The organism is Spiroplasma endosymbiont of Stenodema calcarata (assembly GCF_964031205.1).
GTDB lineage: Bacteria > Bacillota_I > Bacilli_A > Mycoplasmatales > Mycoplasmataceae > Spiroplasma.
Genome location: NZ_OZ035018.1, coordinates 690393 through 715266 on the forward strand (window position 1 = coordinate 690393; position 24874 = coordinate 715266).

The 24874-nt window shown below is 24.7% G+C and carries 26 protein-coding genes and 1 pseudogene; 22 read left to right on the forward strand and 5 right to left on the reverse strand.

The features are described 5' to 3' along the window. Window positions 1–34 precede the first annotated feature (34 nt). The 7 genes from ACQH24_RS03715 to ACQH24_RS03745 all read left to right on the forward strand — a co-directional run bounded on the left by ACQH24_RS03715 (window position 35) and on the right by ACQH24_RS03745 (window position 7710). Window positions 35–928, forward strand: a complete 894-nt coding sequence (locus ACQH24_RS03715; protein ID WP_425380622.1) for a Cof-type HAD-IIB family hydrolase — start codon at window positions 35–37, stop codon at window positions 926–928. A 168-nt stretch (window positions 929–1096) separates the two neighbouring features. Next, window positions 1097–1840, forward strand: coding sequence for a hypothetical protein (locus ACQH24_RS03720; protein WP_425380623.1), 744 nt, complete (start codon window positions 1097–1099; stop codon window positions 1838–1840). 427 nt (window positions 1841–2267) lie between these two features. Continuing rightward, window positions 2268–3524, forward strand: coding sequence for a histidine--tRNA ligase (gene hisS / locus ACQH24_RS03725; RefSeq protein ID WP_425380624.1), 1257 nt, complete (start codon window positions 2268–2270; stop codon window positions 3522–3524). Then, complete coding sequence (aspS, locus tag ACQH24_RS03730) at window positions 3524–5257, forward strand: aspartate--tRNA ligase (protein WP_425380625.1); 1734 nt, start codon at window positions 3524–3526, stop codon at window positions 5255–5257. The genes hisS and aspS overlap by 1 nt, the downstream gene beginning before the upstream one ends. A gap of 30 nt (window positions 5258–5287) precedes the next feature. Further along, the gene (locus ACQH24_RS03735) at window positions 5288–6232 is read left to right on the forward strand and encodes a hypothetical protein (protein WP_425380626.1); all 945 of its coding nucleotides are present in this window, start codon (window positions 5288–5290) and stop codon (window positions 6230–6232) included. A 103-nt stretch (window positions 6233–6335) separates the two neighbouring features. Next, the gene (locus ACQH24_RS03740; RefSeq protein ID WP_425379371.1) at window positions 6336–7295 is read left to right on the forward strand and encodes a transposase; all 960 of its coding nucleotides are present in this window, start codon (window positions 6336–6338) and stop codon (window positions 7293–7295) included. A 199-nt stretch (window positions 7296–7494) separates the two neighbouring features. After that, the gene (locus ACQH24_RS03745) at window positions 7495–7710 is read left to right on the forward strand and encodes a YneF family protein (RefSeq protein WP_004028146.1); all 216 of its coding nucleotides are present in this window, start codon (window positions 7495–7497) and stop codon (window positions 7708–7710) included. A gap of 453 nt (window positions 7711–8163) precedes the next feature. Here the strand turns inward: ACQH24_RS03745 and ACQH24_RS03750 are convergent. Next, window positions 8164–8778 (reverse strand): annotated as a pseudogene (locus ACQH24_RS03750) (IS30 family transposase); the annotation flags it as partial. A gap of 77 nt (window positions 8779–8855) precedes the next feature. Between ACQH24_RS03750 and ACQH24_RS03755 the strand changes: the two are divergent. The 6 genes from ACQH24_RS03755 to ACQH24_RS03780 all read left to right on the forward strand — a co-directional run bounded on the left by ACQH24_RS03755 (window position 8856) and on the right by ACQH24_RS03780 (window position 14107). Further along, complete coding sequence (locus tag ACQH24_RS03755; protein WP_425380627.1) at window positions 8856–9359, forward strand: ECF transporter S component; 504 nt, start codon at window positions 8856–8858, stop codon at window positions 9357–9359. A gap of 17 nt (window positions 9360–9376) precedes the next feature. Beyond that, window positions 9377–9766, forward strand: coding sequence for a hypothetical protein (locus ACQH24_RS03760; RefSeq protein ID WP_425380628.1), 390 nt, complete (start codon window positions 9377–9379; stop codon window positions 9764–9766). 167 nt (window positions 9767–9933) lie between these two features. Next, on the forward strand, window positions 9934–11079 hold the full coding sequence (locus tag ACQH24_RS03765) for a plasmid recombination protein (RefSeq protein ID WP_425380629.1): 1146 nt from the start codon (window positions 9934–9936) through the stop codon (window positions 11077–11079). Window positions 11080–11083: 4 nt separating this feature from the next. Continuing rightward, a complete protein-coding gene (locus ACQH24_RS03770; RefSeq protein ID WP_425380630.1) occupies window positions 11084–12934 on the forward strand; it encodes a VirD4-like conjugal transfer protein, CD1115 family in 1851 nt (616 codons plus the stop codon). Window positions 12935–12998: 64 nt separating this feature from the next. After that, window positions 12999–13274: a transposase gene (locus ACQH24_RS03775; protein ID WP_425380631.1), complete on the forward strand. Its 276-nt coding sequence runs from the start codon at window positions 12999–13001 to the stop codon at window positions 13272–13274. Window positions 13275–13315: 41 nt separating this feature from the next. Next, window positions 13316–14107, forward strand: a complete 792-nt coding sequence (locus ACQH24_RS03780) for an IS3 family transposase (protein ID WP_425380689.1) — start codon at window positions 13316–13318, stop codon at window positions 14105–14107. Between the two features lie 265 nt (window positions 14108–14372). On the opposite strand, the gene ACQH24_RS03785 is transcribed toward ACQH24_RS03780, so the two are convergent. From ACQH24_RS03785 to ACQH24_RS03795, 3 genes are read right to left on the reverse strand one after another with little or no spacing between them, the layout of a single operon-like run. Next, window positions 14373–14954, reverse strand: coding sequence for an IS3 family transposase (locus tag ACQH24_RS03785; protein WP_425380687.1), 582 nt, complete (start codon window positions 14952–14954; stop codon window positions 14373–14375). Further along, a complete protein-coding gene (locus tag ACQH24_RS03790; RefSeq protein WP_425379601.1) occupies window positions 14873–15160 on the reverse strand; it encodes an IS3 family transposase in 288 nt (95 codons plus the stop codon). The genes ACQH24_RS03785 and ACQH24_RS03790 overlap by 82 nt, the downstream gene beginning before the upstream one ends. A gap of 59 nt (window positions 15161–15219) precedes the next feature. After that, on the reverse strand, window positions 15220–15495 hold the full coding sequence (locus ACQH24_RS03795) for a transposase (protein WP_425379385.1): 276 nt from the start codon (window positions 15493–15495) through the stop codon (window positions 15220–15222). Window positions 15496–15733: 238 nt separating this feature from the next. Between ACQH24_RS03795 and ACQH24_RS03800 the strand changes: the two genes are divergently transcribed. The 7 genes from ACQH24_RS03800 to ACQH24_RS03830 all read left to right on the forward strand — a co-directional run bounded on the left by ACQH24_RS03800 (window position 15734) and on the right by ACQH24_RS03830 (window position 21910). Continuing rightward, window positions 15734–16282: a hypothetical protein gene (locus ACQH24_RS03800; RefSeq protein ID WP_425380632.1), complete on the forward strand. Its 549-nt coding sequence runs from the start codon at window positions 15734–15736 to the stop codon at window positions 16280–16282. Between the two features lie 18 nt (window positions 16283–16300). Next, entirely contained in the window at window positions 16301–17083 is a 783-nt protein-coding gene (locus ACQH24_RS03805; protein WP_425380633.1) for an Mbov_0401 family ICE element transposase-like protein, read from the forward strand. A gap of 359 nt (window positions 17084–17442) precedes the next feature. Beyond that, window positions 17443–17991, forward strand: coding sequence for a hypothetical protein (locus ACQH24_RS03810; RefSeq protein ID WP_425380634.1), 549 nt, complete (start codon window positions 17443–17445; stop codon window positions 17989–17991). 204 nt (window positions 17992–18195) lie between these two features. Further along, entirely contained in the window at window positions 18196–19161 is a 966-nt protein-coding gene (locus ACQH24_RS03815) for a hypothetical protein (protein WP_425380635.1), read from the forward strand. Between the two features lie 142 nt (window positions 19162–19303). Further along, entirely contained in the window at window positions 19304–20089 is a 786-nt protein-coding gene (locus ACQH24_RS03820) for a hypothetical protein (protein ID WP_425380636.1), read from the forward strand. Between the two features lie 17 nt (window positions 20090–20106). Further along, entirely contained in the window at window positions 20107–21366 is a 1260-nt protein-coding gene (gene dinB, locus ACQH24_RS03825; RefSeq protein WP_425380637.1) for a DNA polymerase IV, read from the forward strand. Beyond that, on the forward strand, window positions 21359–21910 hold the full coding sequence (locus ACQH24_RS03830; protein WP_425380638.1) for a CatB-related O-acetyltransferase: 552 nt from the start codon (window positions 21359–21361) through the stop codon (window positions 21908–21910). The genes dinB and ACQH24_RS03830 overlap by 8 nt, the downstream gene beginning before the upstream one ends. Before the next feature lie 68 nt (window positions 21911–21978). Here ACQH24_RS03830 and ACQH24_RS03835 read toward each other — a convergent pair whose 3' ends face one another. Beyond that, entirely contained in the window at window positions 21979–22737 is a 759-nt protein-coding gene (locus tag ACQH24_RS03835; protein ID WP_425380639.1) for a hypothetical protein, read from the reverse strand. Window positions 22738–22930: 193 nt separating this feature from the next. On the opposite strand from ACQH24_RS03835, the gene ACQH24_RS03840 reads away from it, so the two are divergent. Continuing rightward, window positions 22931–23287 (forward strand): methionyl-tRNA formyltransferase, encoded by a 357-nt coding sequence (locus ACQH24_RS03840; protein ID WP_425380640.1) that lies wholly within the window; start codon window positions 22931–22933, stop codon window positions 23285–23287. A 470-nt stretch (window positions 23288–23757) separates the two neighbouring features. Further along, window positions 23758–24687 (forward strand): rolling circle replication-associated protein, encoded by a 930-nt coding sequence (locus tag ACQH24_RS03845; protein WP_425380641.1) that lies wholly within the window; start codon window positions 23758–23760, stop codon window positions 24685–24687. Window positions 24688–24874: the final 187 nt, after the last annotated feature.

Consider the following 24874-nt stretch of genomic DNA (forward strand, 5'->3'; position numbering starts at 1 on the left):
AGATAGTTAGATAGTTAGAGAGGAAGAGGGTTATATGAATCTTTTTAAAAAATATCCTTATGTTATTACTGATTTAGATGGGACAATAGCTGGTGAAAGTTATGCAATTAATAAAGAAACTTATGAGGCTTTACAAACATACCAATTAGTTAGTGATTACCATCTTTTCTTAGCATCTGGCCGGTTAGATTTAATGGCAAAAGAATATTTTGCAAAGTTAAAAATAAAAAACCCTATAATTTCTTGCAATGGTGCTTTAATTAGAGACACCATTAGTAATGAAGTTTTATACCAACAAACCCTGCAGCAAGACTTAGCAATTAAAATTATAACAATGGCATTAGAACATAACATTGATCACATTGTTTATACTGCAAATATGATTTATGGTCATCCACATTCAAAACGGATTGTTGTAATGATGAAATATAATGAACAGTTAATTGATAAAAGTTATCAGATTCCATTAGATACTGAAATAAATTATTTAGCATTATTAAAAAATAATGATATTCAAGCTTTAAAAATTCTATTCCCATTTAATTCAAAAACTGAATTGGATCATATTCAATTTATTAATGAATCATTTAAAGATCAAATTGAAGGAGTATTCTCACAAAAAGACTTGTTTGATATTCAAGCTTTAAATATTAACAAAGGAAATTCTTTTAAAAAATTATGTGAATTAAAAGGATACGATTCTCATCAATTTATTTTTTATGGTGATAATTATAATGATATTGAACTTGCAAAAAGTGTTGGTTATACGGTAGCAATGGGGAACAGTGTTTTAGAATTAAAAAAAGTTGCTAATGCAACAACAACTTCTGTTGCCGATAATGGTGTCCGTGAGCATCTTTTTACTGAAGTTTTATCAAAAGAACAAATCGCTGAGTTTTTACCACAAGTTAAAAATGTTTTTAGTTAAAGAATGCTATTAAAATAAGAACTAAACTTTCTTAATACTTTTAACGGTATTTTAAAGTTTAGTTTTTTCATCGTTGCCAGTAATGCCCGAATAATTCACTAGTTTTCTTCCCAAATTTATGATATAATTATTAAGTAAGTGAAATCAGATAAATAGGGGAATACTTGTATGAAAAAAGATATGATAATTTTATCGATTGAGGATTTTTTAGATTTAGAACCGGATGATAATATTCGTCAAGTACGTCATGATGCAGAATATCAATTTGATTATGAAAGTTGAAAAACAATTCTTTATTCGTCAGGAAAATTAAAATTTATTCTTCGTTATGCACAAGCAATTTTTCAATGAATGAAGGATGTAACTAATTTATCCGGTTTAACAATTAGTATTAGTGCTATTATTATTGATAAATTTAATTTTTCATTATTTAAGAATGGTCAACATTTGCTTAATTGTAGTTTATCAACTAATTTTTATTTAATTTCTGAATCAGAGTGAGCTGAAAGAATTACAGAGGCCCATGCTTCAAACTATGATTTAGTTAAAAACCAATTAGTATATGATTCATTGGAAATGAATCATTGAGCAGGAGAAGAAGGTTTTGGTAAATTTATTAATATGTTATTAATGTTAATTCGTAATTCCGAAAAAATTGATCCTTTAACATTACCAATCCAATGAATCATTGAATTTAAAGATAATAAATTATCAATGTCACGAATGAGAATGCAAATTTCATCATTACGAAATAAAGTACAACCAGATAATGAATTTATTGTTGACCGAACAAAAGAAGCCGCTGAAACTGAAAGTGATGAGTTAGGAACTGAGCCATTGTTAGATATATCTCAGAAAGAAAATAATGATGATATTGCTGCATGAAATAAATATTATAAAGAAGATGTTTAAGAAAGCTAAACTAAACTGTTAATTATTTATCTATTAAAATGATAGTTATAAATTTTTTAGGTTTTTAATTACAGATTATAATTTCTTCTGTAATTAATTTGATAAGAGACATAATAGTCTTTTTTTTATTTTTTTAGAAGATAATTAAAAGTAATTTTTAAAATTGTTTGCTTTTAATTAATTTACTTTTTTTAAAAAATAGGTATAATTTTAAAAGAAAGAAATTATTGTGGAAAATAATTGCTCAAAGAAATAGTAGTAGGTGAAAACTATTAAACTTTTAAACAGTGTTGGCAACTTCATTATAAAAATTTAATAGATTTTGACAATAAAGGGCATTAACTAAAAGATAGTGAAATAGGATGGCACCGCGATTTTTCGTTCCTAGGGAATCTTTTAGTTTTTTATTTAGAGAGGAAATAAAGTTATGAATATTCAAAAACCACGGGGAACTGAAGACTTATATTATGAAAAAGCTAGTGAATTAAGTGCATTAGAATTAATTTTACGAAATATTGTGATGCAATATAACTATTATGAAATTAGAACACCAATTTTTGAAGCAAAAGATTTATTTATTCGGGCTGTTGGTAATGAAACAGATATTGTTACAAAAGAAATGTTTGAATTATTAGATAAAAAAGAACGGCAATTTGTCTTACGGCCAGAAGCAACAGCGCCTGTTATTCGTAGTGTTATTGAAGATAAATTATATGGTAAATATGAATTACCGTTAAAATTATTTTATTTTGGAAGTATGTTTCGTTATGAACGACCACAGCATGGTCGTTTGCGACAATTTAATCAGTTTGGTGTTGAAGTTATTGGTGCTAAAAATTATTTATTAGATGTTGAAGTGATTTTACTTGGGTATAATCTTTTAAAAGCACTTGGTTTATCAAATATTACTTTAAAATTAAATTATTTAACAACTGGTTCTAATCGAACAAAATATATTGAAGTTTTAACCGCCTTTCTAAAAGGACAAAACTTATGTTCTGATTGTATTATTCGTGTGGAAAAGAATCCATTGCGGGTATTAGATTGTAAAATTGACAATCAGAAATTTGACCAAGCTCCAAAAATTTATGATTATTTACCAGAAAATAGTCAAAATGAATTCAATAATTTACAAAAAACTTTAACAAAATTAGGAATTCCATTTGTGTTAGATCATAAATTAGTTCGGGGATTGGATTATTATACTGCTGTCATTTTTGAAATAATTGTTAATAACCAGGACCAAGAATTAACTCTATTAGGTGGGGGTAGATATGATCAATTGGTAAATAGTTTTGAACCTAGTTTAGATTATCCAGCAGTTGGTTTTGCGTTAGGATTAGAGCGATTATTGTTAACTTTAGCAGCAAGCAAAATTAGTTTAGCTGATGAGCCTTATTTAGATGCTTATTTAGTTTGTTTGTCTGAACATGCACGAGCTTTTGCAACATCGTTATTGTTATTACTGCGTGGGAGTGGTTTTCGAGCTGATTGTGATTATTTATTGCGCGGTGTTAAAGCACAGTTTAAATCACTGGAAAGATTAAAAACAAAAAATGCAATTATTATTGGTGATGAAGAATTGAAAAAAAATGTTGTTAAAATTAAAAATCAAATCACTGGAAAAGAGCAAGAAGTTAAATTTGAGAAAATAATTGCGTTTTTAAGTAAGGAGAATAGATAATGAAAAGAACACATACATGTGGGGAATTAACCTTAAAAAATGTTCAAGAAAAAGTTGTCCTATCCGGATGAGTTGCAAAAAATCGTCGAATGGGAGGAATTATTTTCTTAGACTTACGTGATCGTGAGGGCATTACGCAAATTGTTGTTCAACCTGATCATCCCCAATACGAGATAATAAATACTATTCGGAATGAATTTGTGATTACAGTTGCTGGAATTGTTGTTGAACGAAAAAATAAAAATTTAGAGTTAAAAACGGGAGAAATTGAAATTATTGTTACGACAATAACAATCTTATCAAAAGCGTTAACAACACCGTTAATTATTAGCGATGTTACTGATGCTTTAGAAGATGTTCGGATGAAATATCGTTATTTAGATTTACGTCGCCCAAGCATGCAACAAAAAATTATATTTCGGAATCATTTAATAAATATAATTCGTCAATTTTTACAAGCCCAAAAATTTATTGATATTGAAACACCAATTTTAAATAAATCAACACCAGAAGGGGCACGGGACTTTTTAGTACCATCACGGCAAAATTTACATAATTTTTATGCATTACCACAATCACCACAATTGTTTAAACAATTATTAATGCTAGCTGGTTTTGATAAATATTTTCAAATTGCAAAGTGTTTTCGGGATGAAGATTTGCGAAGTGATCGTCAACCAGAATTTACGCAATTAGATTTAGAGATGAGTTTTGTTGATCGAGAAGATATTTTTAAATTAATTGAAGCATTAGTTAAGGTTATTATGACGGATGTGATGAAAGTTCCTATTACAACACCTTTTATACAAATGAATTATGATGAGGCAATTGCACGATATGGAACCGATAAACCAGATACCCGTTATGATTTAGAATTATTTGAGGCAGCGACAATTTTTGCACAAACTAAATTTGGTATTTTTGCTAATGCCTTAAAAAATGGGTTAAGTTTAAAAGGAATTTTTATTCCGCAAAAGGTTACAAAAAAACAAATCGAAGAATTAACTCGTATTGCTCAACAAAATAAAGCCCAAGGGTTAATATGAATTAAACAAGAACAGAATGTTTATGAAGGGCCAATTGCAAAATTTATTAGTGATGATGAAAAAGAGGAATTGTTAAAAATTAGTACTAAACAAGATGGAACTTTCTTTTTTATTACTGATAAAACAACAGTTGTTTGTCAAGCTTTAGGAGCTGTCCGGATTGAATTAGCAAAGATGTTTGAATTAATTCCCGCAAATGAATATCATTTTTTGTGAATTGTTAATTGACCATTATATGAATGATCAGATCAAACAAATCGTTATGAAGCCGCTCATCATCCTTTTACGGCCCCAACAAGGGAATATTTAGATAATTTTGATCAAAATTTAGCAACAGCACGTGCTAATGCATATGACTTAGTTTTAAATGGTTATGAAATTGCTGGGGGTAGTATTCGTATTCATCAAAATGACTTGCAGCAAAAAATGTTTGAATCATTACAATTAACTCCTAAGGAAATTGACAGTAAATTTGGTTGATTTTTAAATGCTTTTAATTATGGCGTACCACCACATGGCGGAATTGCACTTGGACTTGATCGTTTAGCAATGATTTTAACAAATAGTGATTCAATTCGAGACGTCATTGCTTTTCCTAAAAATGCCTCAGGAAGCGATCCAATGACAGAATCACCAAGTTCTGTTGATGTAAAACAATTAGATGAGTTAGAAATTAAGTTAAAATAGAAAGAAACTAAATTTAAAAGGGGATAAAAAATGATAGCTCAGGCAATGCTGCTGGTGACAAATAATGCAATATATCAGATGAGAGCAAATAAGAGAACTAAAATTGGGGATTTAATAAATAATAGTTATCGCAAAAAAATTAATTTTAAGGGATTTATTTATTTTTTGGAGTATTTTAATCAAAATATTATTTTTTATAAGATAAATGGAATTGCTTTAACAAAAATTAAACAAATTTCATTTCCTCAAAATTTGACGATAAAGTTTATTAATTTTTTTGAATCAAATTCAGGAGAGCTTATGGTTTATTATTTATATGAACAAGCCAGCCAATCAGGTATTTATATTGAATATCATAATTTATCAACAAATGAAGAGAGTTTTATTTTTGATGATCAAATTAAGATTGATAAGATTTTTGCTAGTTGTTCATTATTGGAAAGTCAATATTTTGTAGTTACTTTACCCAATGATAATATTAAGAAATTAATTCATTTTCATGACTATCAGTGAAAGACAATTGCTTCTTTTCGTAATAGTTCAGTTAATGAAGTTATAATGCAGGTTATTAATAACTATGTGTATATTGCGATTGCTTCAGTTTTATATCGTGTTACAAATTCTTCTAAACCAACATTAGTTGTGGATACTATTTTTGAGAATAATATTATTGGTTTAACTCCGTGCCCATCATGACATAATAACTCTAATTTTTATTTATTATTAAATGATGGTAGTTTATATTGTAATAACATTTTAAACAATAATTTAACATTGGTAACAAAATTCCCAATAAAAACTTATGGCATTTTAACCTGACAGTTCATTAATTTTTACAAAAATGAACTTATGATTACTGCTCAGCAAATACAGGATAATTCAAAATATGATGTTTTCTTTTTTATAACAGAAGACAAAAAAACTACAATACAAAAGTATGCTAATAAGTTTAATATCATAAATATATGAGGGTAAATGTTAAGTTTACATTTTTTCTTTAATTTTGTCGAAAACTCTTGATATTTATAGAATATATCTAATTTTAGGTATATTTTTAATATATAGAGGTAAATAATTGATGGAAAAAATAATTACAGAATTAAAAAACAGTTTTACAGATGATCAATTTTTAGAATTTGCTGAAAAAATAAAAAAAGAAGCAGAAGTAATCAAAAAACAAAAACGTTTAAATGAAATTGATCAAAAATTTAGAGATAAAGGCATTATATGTCCTGATTGTAAATCTTATCATTGTGTTAAAAATGGTCATAATCCCGAAGGAAAACAAAAATATTTATGTAAAAAATGTCGTGCTAGTTTTGATGCTTTTCGTCATCATTTTACTTATTGAAGTCATTTAAATTATGAACAGTGAAATTTATTAATTCAAATTTCATTATTAGGACAATCTAGTAAAATAATTTCCCGTTTTATTAAAACAACACCAAAAACTGCTTGATATAATCGTCAAAAATTAATGCAATCAAAACAATTAGAAAATACTCAATTAAAATTTAAAAAATTAAATGGTCAAATCCAAATTGATGAAACTTTTATTAAAGAAATCCATAAAGGTAATTTTAAAGATAAATTTGATAAACGAAAAACTCATCTTGATCCATTTTCAACTAATACCAAATGCTGTATTCAAATGGTAGTTGATAGCAATAATAATATTTTTGTTCAATCCACCAATACCAAACGATTACAAAAACAATGAATTATTGAAAATATGAATAAGCAATTAATTAAAGAAAAATCAATAATTATTTCTGACATGCAACCATTATATTTATTAGTAGCAAAACAAACAAATTCTACTCTATATTCTACCAAAACTAGTACAAACCCTGATACTAGTTATCGAAAGTTAAATAAGATTAGTAAATTACAATCGAGTCTTAAAGAAGCCTTAATTCATTATCATGGTTTGGGTTTCACTAATATTCAAAATTATTTAAATCTATGAAAATGAAAATACCAACATAAAGGTTTAACACCAAAACAACAATCAACGGTATTATATTTTAACGTTTAAAAAATTTAAAGCAAAATCATGATCTTAAACAAAATTATTTTTCAAATTGTCATATTGATGATTTTTTTATTTCATCAAGAGTTTTCGACAAAATTAAAGCATTTTTTTATTAAGGTAACGAGTTAAAATATGTTAAAATAACATAGGAATTATAATTATATGGTAATTAATTTATAGATTAAAAAAGGAGGAATTTTAAATGCCTTGATGAGCAGGACTTATTATTGGAATTGGTTGTTTAGTTATTGGAGGGGTATTAGGTTTTTTAATTACAAAAAAAATTGTGCAAAAACAATTACGCGATAACCCCCCAATTACTGAAAAACAAATCCGAGCAATGTATATGCAAATGGGAAGAAAACCTTCAGAAGCAGACATTAAAAAAGTTATGAATTCGATGAAACGAGCTAAATAATATTGTTAAAGATTTTTTCCTAATAGAAGTATTATTGTGAATATCTAAAATAAAAGAAGCATGTAGAAAGTAAGTTTATGTGTAATAATTTTATTGAAAGATATTTTTTTATTATCGGATTAAAATGATTTATAAAAGAACAAACTTTTATATTTGTAAATTGTAAATCCAATTAGGACTTTTCCGACCCTTATTAATCAAATAATAACATCATTGGAAAATAATGCAACACTTTTTATGTTATTTTTTAATTTGTTCTTATTTTAGCACAGTAAAAAATAGTTTGGAATTATGTAAAATGAAGTGCAACAAATCTTATTAGTCAAATAATATAATAAAAATCATAAAAAATCAATTATAAATTTTTGAAAATTAAAATATTTATAATTTTTATTTCATTTTAAGGAAAATTAAGTACACTGAAAAATAATTTATTAAATTGTTCAAATAAACTTATCTAAAATTCTCTAAAAATACCTCTTTTGCTGTTCTTCAATTTAAAATAGGCCTTAATTTTCCATTTATAACTTCAACTACTCAATCTATTTTTTGTTGACTAATATTATTAAAATCAGTTCCCTTAGGATATCATTCTCTAAGTTCAGAATTCATATATTCAATTAATGGTTTTTGTTGTGGTGAACCAGGATCACAAAAATAAACTTGTGTTTCAGCAAATATTTCCAATTCTCTTCATTTACTAAATTCTTTTCCTCTATCAGTTATTATTCCTTTAATTTTCCCAATTAGATTATTACTTATAACAATATCTTTAAACTTTTCCACAACTTCATTAGCAGTATGATTTTTTAATTTCATTACAAAGTAATTTTTACTTAATTTTTCAACCAAAACTAAACAACTAGATTGATGATTTTTACCAACTACAGTGTCCATTTCAAATCAACCAGCATCAGATTTTTTATTTTCAATATCTCATATTGATTTAAAATTATTTAATTTACCACGATTGTCAAATTTTCCTTTTGTTTTATATTTTTTACCACGATGACGTAAATTCTGTTTTAAAAAACCATAAAAACCCAAATAAATTCATTTATACAGGGTGTGAAATAAATAATAATTATTTTACAATGATACAAAAACGATTAAAGAAAATACAACTTAAATTAAATTTTTAAAAAATGAATAACTTTCAATTAATCAAAAACATAAATTATGTCGCAGTTTTAATTGCAATGATGGTTGTATTATCGCAAACTATGCGAATCCAAATTATTCCAAGAACATCAATTCCATTATTTTTAATCCCCATTTTTATAAGCGGATTTATTTTAAATTGATATTGGTGTTTCTTAATTGGAATTATAGGGCATTTTCTATCAGATTTAACATTATGAGGTTTTACTGTGGGATCATTATGTTGAAATATTGGGACAGGTTTATTAGCAGTTTTAATTAAACTAATTAATTGAATAAAAATAAATCATAGTATTAAAATTATTCTTATTTTATTAGCAAACATAATTATTTATCTTCTGATTGATTTTGTTCTTTTTTGATTAAATATTGGTGTTTTAAATATAGAACAAATAATTATCGGAATATTAATTACGAACACAATATGTTTACCAATTTTTTATTTTATAACATTAAAAATTAAAAAAAGATTAAAAATAATTTTATAGAGAAAGGAACTATCAAAATGAAAGAAACAGAAAAATATATAAGTTATCAAGTTATGACAAATAATTTAATTTTAACAAAACCTTATTATGATATTAAAGGTAATAAATGAATTGAGTTAAGGATAAAAAATTTATTGTATCCTTATGCAAGTATTAATATAAATAGCAAATATTTTAAATTACAATATAACAAAGATTATTGTTTTATTACAATTTTTAAAAATCAAAACTTTTATATTAAAAATAAAGATGGAAAAATTGAGGGTGAGATTAGTTTAGAAAAAATCCACCTTTTTTTATTAGAAATGGATAAGCAAGTTTTAATTAAAAAAGCAGAACAAAAACAAATATACCAAGAAAATTTAAAATATTTTAATAGTAATAAACTTCCAAAAAAAGATGATTAATTAGACAAAATAAAAATTAAATTTTTGAAATATTTTGGCAAAGCCAAAATGTATGATGAGCAAGCATTTTGGCTTTCTAAATTTAATAAATTTTAAAAGATAAAAATTTCCAAAAAAGGAGGATAAAAAGATGAAAAAAGAAAATAAATTTAGGTCATCACCACCAATTGCAACTTTTAAAAAAATATAGTAGTAAAAGTGTTAATAAACTAATAAGACATAATTTTAGAATTGGAATACCTGAAAATATTAATCCTGAGTTTACAAAATATAATTTTTATTATGTTGGTGTTACAAAAGCAAAAATAAGCAATGACAAAGGTTTTGAGTTAACAAATAATAAAAGATTTGAATTATTAAAAAATATAGAAGAAGATTGAAATAAGCAACAACAAAAATATAGTGAAGCACAAAAATCAACTTTTAAAGAGTTTTGTAATAAACATAATACTTATATAGAAATTGTTTTGCCAGCAACAAGACAAGAATGATTTGAAAAAATGGGAATATGTCAATTTACAGATATTCAAGTATGAGATAAAAAAACGGATACGCGTAAAATGGGACAATTAATTCCTGAAAGTATAAATTATCATAAATTAAATGAATGAGCTAATATTGAAATAAATTTTATGAAACAATGAATGAAAAATAATCTTAAAACAGATATAGGATATTTGTATTCAGCAGTTCACATGGATGAAACAACACCCCATATTCATTTTGGTTTTATTCCAATTAGTGAAGTTTTTTCAAAAAAACTTAATGAAAAAAGATACATAATTAGTAATAATCGTATTTTTGGCGGTAAAAAACAACTACAAAAATTCAATAATTATCATGCTAATTATTTAACAAAAGCAGGTTATGAAATAGAACCTGGCGAAATTGGTGGTAAAGGTAGTTATAATGCAATGAATTTTCGACAAGTTAAACAATTTGAACGAAATAATCTGGAAAATGAAATCAATAATATATTTAATGAATACAAGTTTGTAAAAGACAATATTAAAGAATTTAACAAAATTAAAAGTATTAATGATGATTATGATAGTTTAATTTATGAAATTAAACAATATTTAAGATATGAAAATAATTTTACAGATTATGAAATAAACCAATTAACTAAATATTTAGATTTAGAAGAAAAAATGAAATATTACAAAATTATAACTACTGTTGCTAACCCAAAAACAGTAGATTTTAAAAATATGAGTTTAATTGAACAACTATTTAATGAAATGGTTTTTAAAATCAATCCGATTATGCAAAAAGGATATGATTTGGTGAGCAGTCTAGAAAGAGAGTTATAAAAATATGTGAAATAAAATTAAAAAGAAAAAAATAAGTTTATTGATTGGTTTATGTTTTGTTCCAATTATTTTTATTTTTTGTTTAACATTATTTGGAATGGGTTATTCAATTTTTACTAATTGAAAAGAAATGACAATATTTATCAATGAAATTAAGCAATTTCAAATATTATCCTGATGAAATTATATAATTAAAAGTGAATATGGATTACTAATAACAGTTGGATTAAGTTTAGCGTTTTATTGCTGATTTTTTTATTTTGTTTTATTTAGTAAAGTGAAGAATAAAGAAACGGCAATCAAATCAACCGATAAAATAGATTTTGGGGATAGTAAATGATTAAGTATAAAAGAAATTGATAATATTAGTGATAAAGTTAATATTAAAGATAATTATAAAAATACTGGTTTTGTTTTTAAATGTAATAAAAACAAAAAAGATTTATTTTTTAACTTAAAAAATAATATTCATAGTGTTATTGTTGGTTCAACAGCAAGCGGAAAAACACAAGGAATAGTATTACCAACAATTTATTTAAACGGAAAATCAAACGCAAAACCAACTATGATCATAACCGACCCCAAGGGAGAATTATATAATTTAACTAGTGGATTTTTAGCAGAAAATGCTTATAAAATAAAAGTTATTGATTTTCGTAATTTAGAGAAAGGAAATACTTGAAATCCATTAAAATTAATTTATGATGACTTTATTAAAATGATTATAACAGATAATGAAAAAGATAAAATAAAGTGAAAAATAAAGTATCAAGATAAAATTAGATCACTTAGTCGTATGTTAATTAACAAAAATATTGAAGATGAATTTTGGAATGATTCAGCAAGTATGATTATTCAAGGAATTATTTTAGCAATATTAGAAGATTATGAAGATAAAATAATTAAAAATAATTTAACAACAGAAATCGAAGAAATTTTAAACCAAGAATTATTTTTCAACAAATTTAATATGGCTTCTGTTGCTGCCATTGCTAGTCTTAAAAAAGATTTAGTTGAATGACTTAATAATCGAAAAAATACCAGCATTGCCAAAATAACAGCAAGTCAAGTTTTAATTGATAGTAAAGAAAATCGAACACTAGATGCTATTTTAATGACTGTTGCAAAAATTTTAGAAATATTTAATAACGATTTTATTCGTAATTTAACATCCCAAAATGATATTAATTACAATGATTTTATCAAATATCCAACAGTTCTTTACATCATATTTAGTGACGAAAATGATAATTACTATAAATTAATAGCAATATTAATTAGTCAAATTTATCAATTTTTAACAAATAAAGCAAGTGAAACAATCGAACAAAAATTAGAAAAACCAGTATATTTTATATTAGATGAATTTGCTAATTTAACAAAAATAAACAACATTGAAAAATGAGTTAGTATTTCGCGTAGTAGAAACATCTTTTTTGAATTTATTTTACAAGATATTAACCAATTAAAATTAAATTATGGTGCTATAGTAGCAAAAATTATTTTAAATAACTGTGGGATGCATATTTTCTTACATACTAATGATTTAGAAACAATTAAGTATTATAGCGAATTATTTGGTACAAAAACAATCGAACAAATTAGTATTAATGAAAACAAAAGCAATATTAGTGTTTCAAAAAATTTAAAAAGTCATCCGTTAATGTTAACTAGTGAGTTAGCAAATTTAAAACAAGGACAAGGAATTGTTAAAATAGCACGTTATAATCCAATGAAAATAAATTTAAAACTATGAAAAGATTTAAATTTATTAGAAAAAACAAAATTATTTCAATTAAAAGAAATTGAGTATATCAATTTCAATAAAGACTATTTTTATGATTGAATAGGTTAAGATAAATTGGACAACAATAATGTAGAGTAAATATTTATAATTAAATTACAATGGAGGTGTAATTATGGCAAACAATCATTATACCGATGAATTTAAGCAACAAATTGTTGGTCTTTACAAAATGGGTCAAACTCCTGAACAATTAGCCAATGATTACCAAATTGGTAAATCTACTGTTTGGAAATGAGCTCACCAATTTAGTAACTCGGACTCATTTAAAGCTAAAGACAATAGAACGCCAGAAGAAAACGAATTAATTCAATTACGTAAAAAAGTTAAACAATTAGAAATGGAAAATGACATTTTAAAGCAAGCAACACTGATAATCGGCAAAAAATAGCAATCATTAAAAATAACAAAGCAAAATATCCAATTATTAATTTATGTAAAACATTGAAATTGGCTAGATCAACATATTACTATCAATTAAAAGCAAATAATCCCAAGAATAATCAAAACATTGATAATGCTGTTATCAGTATTTTTCTAAAAGGTCGTAAAAATTATGGAACAAGAAAAATTAAAATCATGCTAGCTCAGCAAAATATTATATTATCTCGTGTAAAGATTAGTAAAATAATGAGAAAATATAACTTAATTTCAAATTATACAAAAATCAAATACAAACATTCAAATACAAGCAATGTTACATATAAATATAATAATTTATTAAATCAAGAATTTAATAATTATAAACTACATGAAGTTGTTGTCAGTGATTTAACATATGTTTTTATTAATAATAAATGATATTATGTTTGCTTTCTAATTGATTTATTTAATCGTGAAATTATTAGTTATGATGTTAGTTTACACAAAAATGCAAAATTAGTTAAAAATACCTTTAATAAACTTAACTTTACATTAAATGATATTAAAATATTTCACACTGATCAAGGTAGTGAATTTAACAACAATCTTATTTATAACTTTTTAACTAAAAATAACATTCAAAAGTCTTACAGTAAACCAGGTTGTCCTTATGACAATGCTGTTGCGGAATCAACATACAAAATTTTTAAAACTGAATTTATTAAAAATAATAAATTTAAAAACATTGAGCAGTTTAAATTAAAATTATTTGATTACATTAATTGGTACAATAATATTCGAATTCATAGCAAACTAAATTATTTAACACCAGTAAAATACAGAAATTATTACTCTACATAAAATTTGTCCAAAAAACCCTTGCCATTCCAAGGAATAATTATTTTTTTATAAATAGTAAGATTTCACAAAGTGGTCAAGTTGGAACACTAAAAAATAAACGAAGTGGGAGGATATCTGTAAGGTTAATCAACTAATTAAATTACTACTACATGGGGCAGAAGCGTAGTCGCAAGTGATTAACTAAACCATATCTAAGGGAAACTCTACCTAAATGATAAAAAACAATAAAGTTATTTTGGAATGGCAAGGGTTTTTTGGACAAATTTTATGTAGAGTAATAATTTCTGTATTTTACTGGTGTTAAATAATTTAGTTTGCTATGAATTCGAATATTATTGTACCAATTAATGTAATCAAATAATTTTAATTTAAACTGCTCAATGTTTTTAAATTTATTATTTTTAATAAATTCAGTTTTAAAAATTTTGTATGTTGATTCCGCAACAGCATTGTCATAAGGACAACCTGGTTTACTGTAAGACTTTTGAATGTTATTTTTAGTTAAAAAGTTATAAATAAGATTGTTGTTAAATTCACTACCTTGATCAGTGTGAAATATTTTAATATCATTTAATGTAAAGTTAAGTTTATTAAAGGTATTTTTAACTAATTTTGCATTTTTGTGTAAACTAACATCATAACTAATAATTTCACGATTAAATAAATCAATTAGAAAGCAAACATAATATCATTTATTATTAATAAAAACATATGTTAAATCACTGACAACAACTTCATGTAGTTTATAATTATTAAATTCTTGATTTAATAAATTATTATATTTATATGTAACATTGCTTGTATTTGAATGTTTGTATTTGAATGTTTGTATTTGATTTTTGTATAATTTGAAATTAAGTTATATTTTCTCATTATTTTACTAATCTTTACACGAGATAATATAATATTTTGCTGAGCTAGCATGATTTTAATTTTTCTTGTTCCATAATTTTTACGACTTTTTAGAAAAATACTGATAACAGCATTATCAATGTTTTGATTATTCTTGGGATTATTTGCTTTTAATTGATAGTAATATGTTGATCTAGCCAATTTCAATGTTTTACATAAATTAATAATTGGATATTTTGCTTTGTTATTTTTAATGATTGCTATTTTTTGCCGATTATCAGTGTTGCTTGCTTTAAAATGTCATTTTCCATTTCTAATTGTTTAACTTTTTTACGTAATTGAATTAATTCGTTTTCTTCTGGCGTTCTATTGTCTTTAGCTTTAAATGAGTCCGAGTTACTAAATTGGTGAGCTCATTTCCAAACAGTAGATTTACCAATTTGGTAATCATTGGCTAATTGTTCAGGAGTTTGACCCATTTTGTAAAGACCAACAATTTGTTGCTTAAATTCATCGGTATAATGATTCTTTGCCATAATTACACCTCCATTGTAATTTAATTATAAATATTTACTCTACATTATTGTTGTCCAATTTATCTTAACCTATCCATTTAACAAATAACTAGTGAAAAATAAAAAGAAAAAAGATAAGAAGATTGATTAATTTCTTTCTCTTTCTATCAATAAAAAATAGATTATGACTGCTGACAAATTATTTTAAGCAGTATAAAATTTTACTATCATGCAATGATGATTAAAAAGGAATATAAGTATGTTAAATATTTTTAATAGTTTTAAAGATATAAACTTTGTTGAAGAAGTAAATATCGATGTTAATTTAATAGGAAAACAAAAAATGAAAGAAAAATATGAAAAACTTGATCAAGAATTAAGAGAGCAAAACCGTAATGGAAAAAATGATTATATTTTGTGAGGGAAAAAGAATAAAATGATAAAAACTCCCTTTGGCAATATTATAATTAAAGCTTCCAGATTTGGTTATCGTGATAAAAAAGATAATAAATTCAAAACAACAACTTTATTAAATAAAAAAATTGGTTTAAAAAATAATCAAACAATTATTTTAAGTGTTAAAATAGAACTTTGAAAATTAATGGATAGTGCTAAAAGACAAAGAGATATTATGGATATGTACCCAAAATTAAATATATCAAAGATGACAATCACAAACATTAATAAGGAAATTGATTTTGCTAAATTATTTAAAGAACAATTAAAAACAATGACAGAAAAAATCAATGTTCAAACACCATATTTGTATGCTGGGGTTGATGATTCTTTTAGTAATTTAACAAAATAGAAAAAAATAGAAAAAAATATGTTTAGAACAGCATATTTTCATACTGGGTATGATGAAATAAAAAGCACTAAAAGTAAAAATGTTCTAAAAAATAAAAAAATTTTTATTGTTATGAAATCAGTAAAAAATAAATACTATCTTATTAAAAAATATAAAAAAGAATTTTTATATTTTTTAAATCAAAATTTTAATATTAAAAATTGTAAGTTAACACTAGCAGGTGATGGAGCAAAATGAATCCAAAAATTTGCTAATGAAATTGGTGCAATTTTTATTTTAGATCAATTTCATTTAATGAAAGAATTAAAAACAATATTTCCTTATCGAAGAAGAAAACTTACTAAAAATTTAACCGATAATGAAAAAATAAGAAAACAAATTTATTGAGATATGAATAAATTATTTAAAAATGGCGATCCTGATGAAGCAATAAAATATTTAAAAAAATTAATTACAAGAAAAAATATTAAAGAATATTCATTCTTAAAAGATAAAAAAGATAAAATCAAAGATTTCATTAAATATATCAAAAATAATTCTAAGGGTATTAAAGTTTATAAAGAGGATTGATATATGGGGTCTTGTACTGAACCACAAATTTCGCATAATGTAAAATGATTAAAAGGATATGGTGCTAAATCATATAGTGAAAAAGTTTTTAAAAATATGATTGCAATAAAAATGGCAAAAGAAAATGGTGTTAATTTAATTGATTTTTATCTTAATAAATTAAACAAAAAAATGAAAAAGAATATAATTATTATTTTAAAAATGCAGATAAACATATTCAGCAATTTTTAATAAATAAAAATGTTGCTCACCAAGCACAAGGTTTTGTTTAAAATTTAAAGTAAAAATCAATAATTTAAAATAAATTTATTAAATAATTTGCGAATTATTATTTTTTATATTGTAAATTATTACTTTTATGTTATAGTTAAATTAATTAAAAAAGATAAATTTATCTTTTTCTTAGGAATTTTATTTTAATAGATAAATATTTATTAGAATAAGGTATCACCAACCGAATAATTTACTCCCTCGTCAAACCAACTGATTTTGCTGAGTATTATCAAACTGAAATTTTACCAGATTTTAAGATTGAAGATAATAATATTATTTTAGGCCAATTTAATATTAATTTAGAGTATTTTAATATTTTGGGTTTAAAATTAGTAAATAATGATTCGGAGCAAAATAATATTAATATTTTAATTTCAAAACCAGGATTTACCACAAAATTAGATAATTTTGGTAATTTATTTATTAATTATTTTCAATATGGGATGTCAAAAAAAGAAAATTTTATGAAAATGTATTTAATTTATCTGGGATTATCTTATAATAGTTGATTCTCTTGATCTTTTTATAAGTTATCAAAATCAGAAGTTAGATCGTTTAAAAAACCAGATGGTGTTCGTTTTAGTGATATGGCAAAATTGAATTTATCAAAATTTAAAACATGACTTAATAAAAATGACAAGTCCAGTGAAGATTTTGATTTGTTTTCTGAGGGTCTTTTGAATAATCAGGATCAATTATGATATGGTAGAGATAAAATTGATTTTAATAACTTTGTATATTATGATATTTCTAAAAAAGATAATTTTGGATTTTCTTTTGGTTCAAATAGTTTAAATAGTCTAAAATTTAATTTTTTTGACCATAATAGTAACTTGAACGGAATTTACTTTAATATATCAGGTTAAAAAAATGAAGCTATGTTTTATTATAATTCTTTTAAGTTGTTGTCGGATGAAAATATTATGTATCTAATTTAATATTTGATTTTTAATATAAATGTAAAAATTAACCTCTAGTCACTTAAAATAGGTGCGATGAAATAAATGGTCTATCTTTCAAGGCAAAATTATAGTATAATATATAAGTAAAAAAATATGGGGGTTTTAATAATGGAAAATATTAAAAAAGTCATTGATTATTGAGATGATTATGATCCAAATGACTTTGATCCAGCAAAACGACCAACATCAATTGCAAAAAATAATGAAAATAGTGTACAATTTGAACGAAATATTGTCAATAATATTGAACCTACAACTGATTCATATTCAGATAATAATGATAATTATGATGAGTTAGTATTAGATGATGTTTTTGACACTTTGCAAAAACCAGCTGAAATTAATCAATCAGAAGAATTAAGCGATTTAGATGAATTAAATTTAAATAATGTAAATCGTTTTGCTCCTGTTGAAGATAATGATCAAATTGAACCAGTTTTTGATGTTAATCAAATTTATGATCGCTGACAAAAATCAAAGAATAATTTAATCAGTAGAAAATTAGATGTTATTCGTAATCATGTTCAAGAACCTCGAGTTGAGGGCCGCCCAAAATACAGTTTTTTAGTGCCAGATACATTAGAAGAATTTCTAAAGAAACCAGCTACCGTTGTCTTAGATACAAGCCCTCGTAGTGGTGGCGATGAACTTTATTCGGAAAAGAAATATTTTAATAATACTAATTTGTTTCTAAAAGTGAAAGGTGATGTTACGGAGGAACCACATATTAATAATTTACTAAATGTTAAAAACCAACAAATTGAAGATTTACCACATCAAAATCCAGCAATGAGTGATATTTTGAATAATGCGAAAAAAAATATTGCTTTAAGCAAAGAAGAAGCGTTTTTTATTAAGGAAGATGAGATGTTAGATCCCAACCACTTAAGTTATGAACAGCGATTACGACTATTGAAATTAGCCGCTGATCCGAATAATGCCGAACGTAAAATATTATTACAAATGAAATTAAATAATGGTAGTTTATCATCATTATCACAAATTGTAGAAGAACGAGTGCAAAAAATTAATAAAGGTGAAATTGAATTAATTGAAGAAATAACAGAAAAGTAAATTGATGAGAAATATCAATGTTAATTTTTAAAGCCATCAATTTTTATTTTGCAAAAAAATTAATTTTTTGAAATATAGTCTATTAATATCATTTTTTTCAAGTTATAATAGGAGCAATAACTAAGAGCAAAGGATGAATTGGATGGGTCTAGGAAATAGTGAAATTGCCTTTATTTTAATTGGATTTTTTATTGCAATTAATATTATTGTATTAATTTTTTTAATTGTTTCTTATCGTAATATTTTAGTGCCAATCCCAAATTTAAATAATACTCCTAGTCAAACAATGACTTCTTTAGAAGTGATTGATCGTTATTTAACAAAAAAACAAATTAGTGGATTAAAAGTTGTGCGAAAACCACATCAAGTTTTAATTACAAATTCTTATAAAAAGAAAACATTTTATATTAATGATTTACAATTATATAATCAGTCTTATTTTTTGTCAGGAATGGGTTTAGATTATGTCTTAGGGCGTACTTTTTTTGCTACCCAATTACATTTCAAAAATCGGCATGTACGCACAATAAATTTTTTATTATATCTTGCCCCAGCATTATTATTGATATTATTTTTAATATTATCAGTTCTTATTATCATTTTTTATACTTTTATTAAGGTAAATCCGAGTTTACTAGATTCTAATTTTTTTTATTTTATTGAACAATATGGTATTTTAAATTTATTATTAGTTGTTATTATTGGTGCTTATTTAATTTTATTAATTTTTAATGGTCATTTTAAACAAAATCTGGAAAATTTATATGAAACGGAAATGCGGCCATTTGTGAAGAAAGAATTTCCAGAATTATATGATGATTGAATTATTGCTCGTAGTTTTGGCCGTAGTATCCAGTTTACCTATTTAATTGGCTATAATTTTATTTTTAAGCGGATGTATAAATATACGGGACCGTTTAGTTTGTAATAGTAGGGGAGTTTACGATGAAAGTTATTTTTCATATTGATATGAATAGTTTTTTTGCTAGTTGTCATCAAGTATCTGATCCAACATCGCATGAAATCCCATTAGTGGTTTCTTCTTCATCGCGACGAGCAATTGTTACAACGGCAAATTATGCCGCTCGAAAGTTAGGGATTAATAGTCCAATGCCCTTATATAAAGCGAAAAAAATTTATCCTAAGTTGACAGTTGTTAATCATGATTTTGGGTTATATATTGAATTTGCACAAAAACTATTTGATTTAATTTGTTCTTGTTATACTGATAAAATTGAAGTTGCTTCAATTGATGAATGTTATATTGATGTGACTGATATTTATGTAAGATATGGTTCAGCTTACCAATTAGCCCTTGATATGCAGCAAAAAGTATTACGACAATTGGGATTACCAAATAGTATTGGAATATCATATAATAAATCTTTAGCAAAAATTGCTAGTGATTTAAAAAAACCAATGGGCATTACTTTAATTCGGCCGGAGGATGTTCCGAACCTTATTCAACCATTACCGGTTAATAAATTGTTTGGAATTGGAAAACAATCAACTGAACGATTAAATGCGGTTGGGATTAACACCATTAAAGATTTAGCAGAATTCTGTGATATTCCATTGTTAGAAACAATCCTTGGAAAATCAGCGCTTAATTTTGTGGCACGAGCAAAAGGTGGGGGAAATGATGAATTATTATTTGAACATAATCAATTAAAACAAATTGGAAATGAAACAACTTTCGAATATGATTCAATTGATTTTAAAGATATTAAAAATAAGATTTATTTATTAAGTAAACATATAAGTCAGCGGGCACAAAAACGAATAATAGTTGGAAACGTTGTTTATGTCACTTTTAAAAATATCAATCGAAAACGATTTACTAAACAACAAACAATCAAAAAGTATACAAATATTTTAGATGATATTTATTCGACTGCAATTACTTTATTTGAGCAGGTTTGGACAGGAGAACCAATTCGATTAATTGGTGTCGGAATACGGGGAATTATCAGTAAATATGATATTAAAGAACAAATTTCATTTGATTCGTTATCTAATTTTAAACCAGAAAGTACAACTGAAAAATTAATTAAAGAAATTAATAAAACATATCGGAAGGATATTTTATTAACTGGTCAAAAATTAGAAGAATTAAAATATATTTTACAAAAGCAAACAAAATATATTCAATCAGATCAACGAATTTTAGATGAAACAAAATTAAGGAGTACCGATAATGAGTAAAAAAAATGTTATTATCTCGCCAACAACCAAACAAATTACTAATCCAAATATTATAATTGGCGATTACACTTATTATCATTGTGATGCTGAACAAGAAGCAATTGAATTCCAAAACAAAAATATCTTATATCATTTGCCCTATTTAAATGATCAAATTGTTATTGGTAAGTTTTGTTCAATTGCGAAGAACGTTAAATTTTTGATGAATGGGGCTAATCATAATTATCAGAATTTTTTAACTTATCCCTTACCATTTTTAACTAATGACCAAAATTTAATAACAACTTTTTGTCAAAGTACTCCCCAAAAAGGGAATACGATTATTGGCCATGATGTTTGAATTGGTTATAATGCTATTATTTTACCCGGAGTTAAAGTTGGCACCGGGAGTGTTGTTACAAAAGATATTCCGCCCTATGCGATTGTTGGTGGCAATCCAGCGAAAATTCTTAAATATCGTTTTAGTACGACAAAAATTAAAAAACTTTTAGCATCAGAATGATGAAATTGAGAGGTAGAACAAATTTTAACAACCATTTTTTAATTATTATATTAATATATTAATATATTAATTAAAAAAAGAAAAGGGGTTCATAACAGCTTAAATTACTGTTAACCTCCCCTTTTCTTTTTATCATTTTTTTCCGCTGTTATTGCTTTTTGAACTGCTTTTGTAATTAAAGCTTCAATCTCATCAGTTGTTAAAGTAACTGTTTTTGGATTTGCTTTTGGGGCAGAATTAGCTTTTGATTTAGTTTTTTGATTAGAAGAGTTAGTGACCTTAGTACGAGTTTTAGCAGTTTTTGTCTGACATTTGGTTGAAGTTTTTACTTTCGATGCGTCTGAGACGGCTTTTTTCACCTGTTTTTGTTTCATCTTTTGATTCAATTGGTCTAAATCAATATTATCAATTATTGTTGGTAATTGTCCTTCTATTGGGCTCTTAATTCGTTCAATACCACGATTTACACGATAAGCATGATCAATTATTTCTTGTAACCCTGGATCTTGCTGATCAGAAGTAGGGGAAGTATCAACATTTGTTTCAGGATGATTCTGATTAACTGAAGCTCGTAATCGTGCCATTTTAGCTTTAATGTCATTTTCATCAATTCCTACACTTCTCCCCTCTTCATTTTCAAGGCCTAATTTATTTTTAATTTTATGATTATTTTTTTTTGCATTTTTTAGAATATATTGAATTGTTCCTTTTGAAGCATTGTCTTGTGGTTCATTCTCCGCTGTTGGATTTAACATTCGTGCCATTTTAGCTTTAATTTTTGTTTCCGTAGCATTGGAAATAGCTTTATTACTATTTTCTAAACATTCATGTATTTTTAAATGCACTGTACAGAATGTTGGTACTCCCATATAATAACTCCCCTATTCTTTTAAATATTTATGATTATTATAACTTAAAAAAAGGACATTTAACATAGGAAAAAGTATTTCCATTATATAAATACTTTTTATTACCTTCATATTATCTAGATTATTAGGTTATATAATCTTTGATAAGAATGCGAGAACGGTGTATAATAATTTAAACATAGGAGAGCTTTTTATGAAAAATATTAAAATTGATTGGACCAAATCTGATCAAGAAATAGTGGTTATTATTAACACAATAGGAAATGCTTATACGCTTTTAGATAAGGAAAGATGGTATATTGGCAAGGCCCGAATGTTATTACCAGATGAAACATTTGTAATGGTAATGCGGATCTTTTTTCCAGGAGAAGTTATTAATCTTGATCAAGAGGGAATTTATGTCCAAACAGGTAATGGCATCATTAAAATTTTAGAATTACAGTCACCAACCGGAATAATGAGCGCAGCTGGAAGGTTTCATTTAGTAAAACAAGGTATTGCTTTTGGTACATGATTTGATCGGACAGGAGTTATAAAAACAATGAAATAGTTCTCCTCTTTTCCAAAAAAAGTAGTATCAGAAGCAATTAGGAACTTAGTTTATTTATTTATTTTATTTGGAAAAATATTTTATTTTATTAAAAAATAAAAAAATATTGTATTATTTTTAAATTAATAGTATAACTAAGGATAAGGAAAAATATTTTTCCTAAATCTCTAAAGTAAACAGAATAATTATATATTTTTAAGGGTTTATAATTACACTACTATCTCTCCCCTTTAGGTTATCTCTTATCTTTTCTTTTTATACAAATTATAATAAAATAATTTTAAATTAACTAACACAACTGCACATCGTTAAAAAAATATATTGTAAAATTAGAATTTATGTATTACAATAAAAATAACTTTCAAATATAAACACTTAATTATATTGAAAGTTTCAAACTATTTATAGTTTCCTCGTACGAAACTTTTAAATTTAATTTAGTGTTTTTTTATTTGGAAGGAGTTTATAAAATGAATAATGTTTTTATTCAAGATAATTTAATAAATAAAGGTCATAATATATTTATGAATGCTTTAAATTATGTTAAAAAAGAATATTATTTAAAAAAAGTATTCTATGGTAATTATGTTAAAAATATTGTTTTACCGTTAGAATTAATTAATAATAATCTTCGTAATAAATATGGTGTTAAAAATACGGGAAAAAATGATAAAAAACTATGAAATAGTCGTGTTCGTTCCCAAGGAAATTGTATTCGGAAAGCATATGAAAATTTTTGAAATTGTAAGAATTTATCTTTTCTTACTTTAACTTATGCTATTAATGAAACAGATGTTAAAAAATGTAAAAATGATTTAAAGTTATTTTTTAATAATATTAATCGTTGATGGAATAACCCTATTCGTTCTAAACACCATAAAGGAATTTTAAAATATATGTATACTTATGAGTATCAAAAACGGGGAGCAGTGCATTTTCATATAATTTTAAACCAAAAAATACCTAACAGTGTTGTACAACAATATTGAAAACACGGTATTAATAAAAATATTAAAGTTCGTAGTGGGACAAACGAAGATGTTGTTAAATATCTTGCCAAATATATTGTAAAAACTGCTAATAATGATAAGTCACAAAATCATTATGATTTAAATATTAAAGCATACCAATTTAGTAAAAATTGTAAAAACCCCAAAGTAAAAGTTGGTGTTGTTGAATTATCAGAACAAGATTTAATTTATTCAGTTAAGGATAATTTAAATTATTTTTCTTTTGGTGATAAAAATGGTTATAAAATTGGTTTTAGTTGTGATAGTTATTATGGTTTAGATAAGTTTAGAGAATTTAAAAAATATGTTTCTGCTGATAGGAAAATATTTAGAAATTTAGTTAAAAATACTAATTTTGCTGTTAATAAAAATCAAAATTTAAGGTGTTAAAAATAAAAAAATGAGTTAAAAACTCATTAAAAAAGTGGTAATCGCCTCGTACAACAATTACCACAAATTAATTAAAACAAAAAAAAAAAAAAAAACAAGATGGGGATATATATTTTACAATATATTTATTTTTGTGCTGAAAGTTTGACTTTTTAATATTTTATTGTATTATTAATTTAACTTAAAC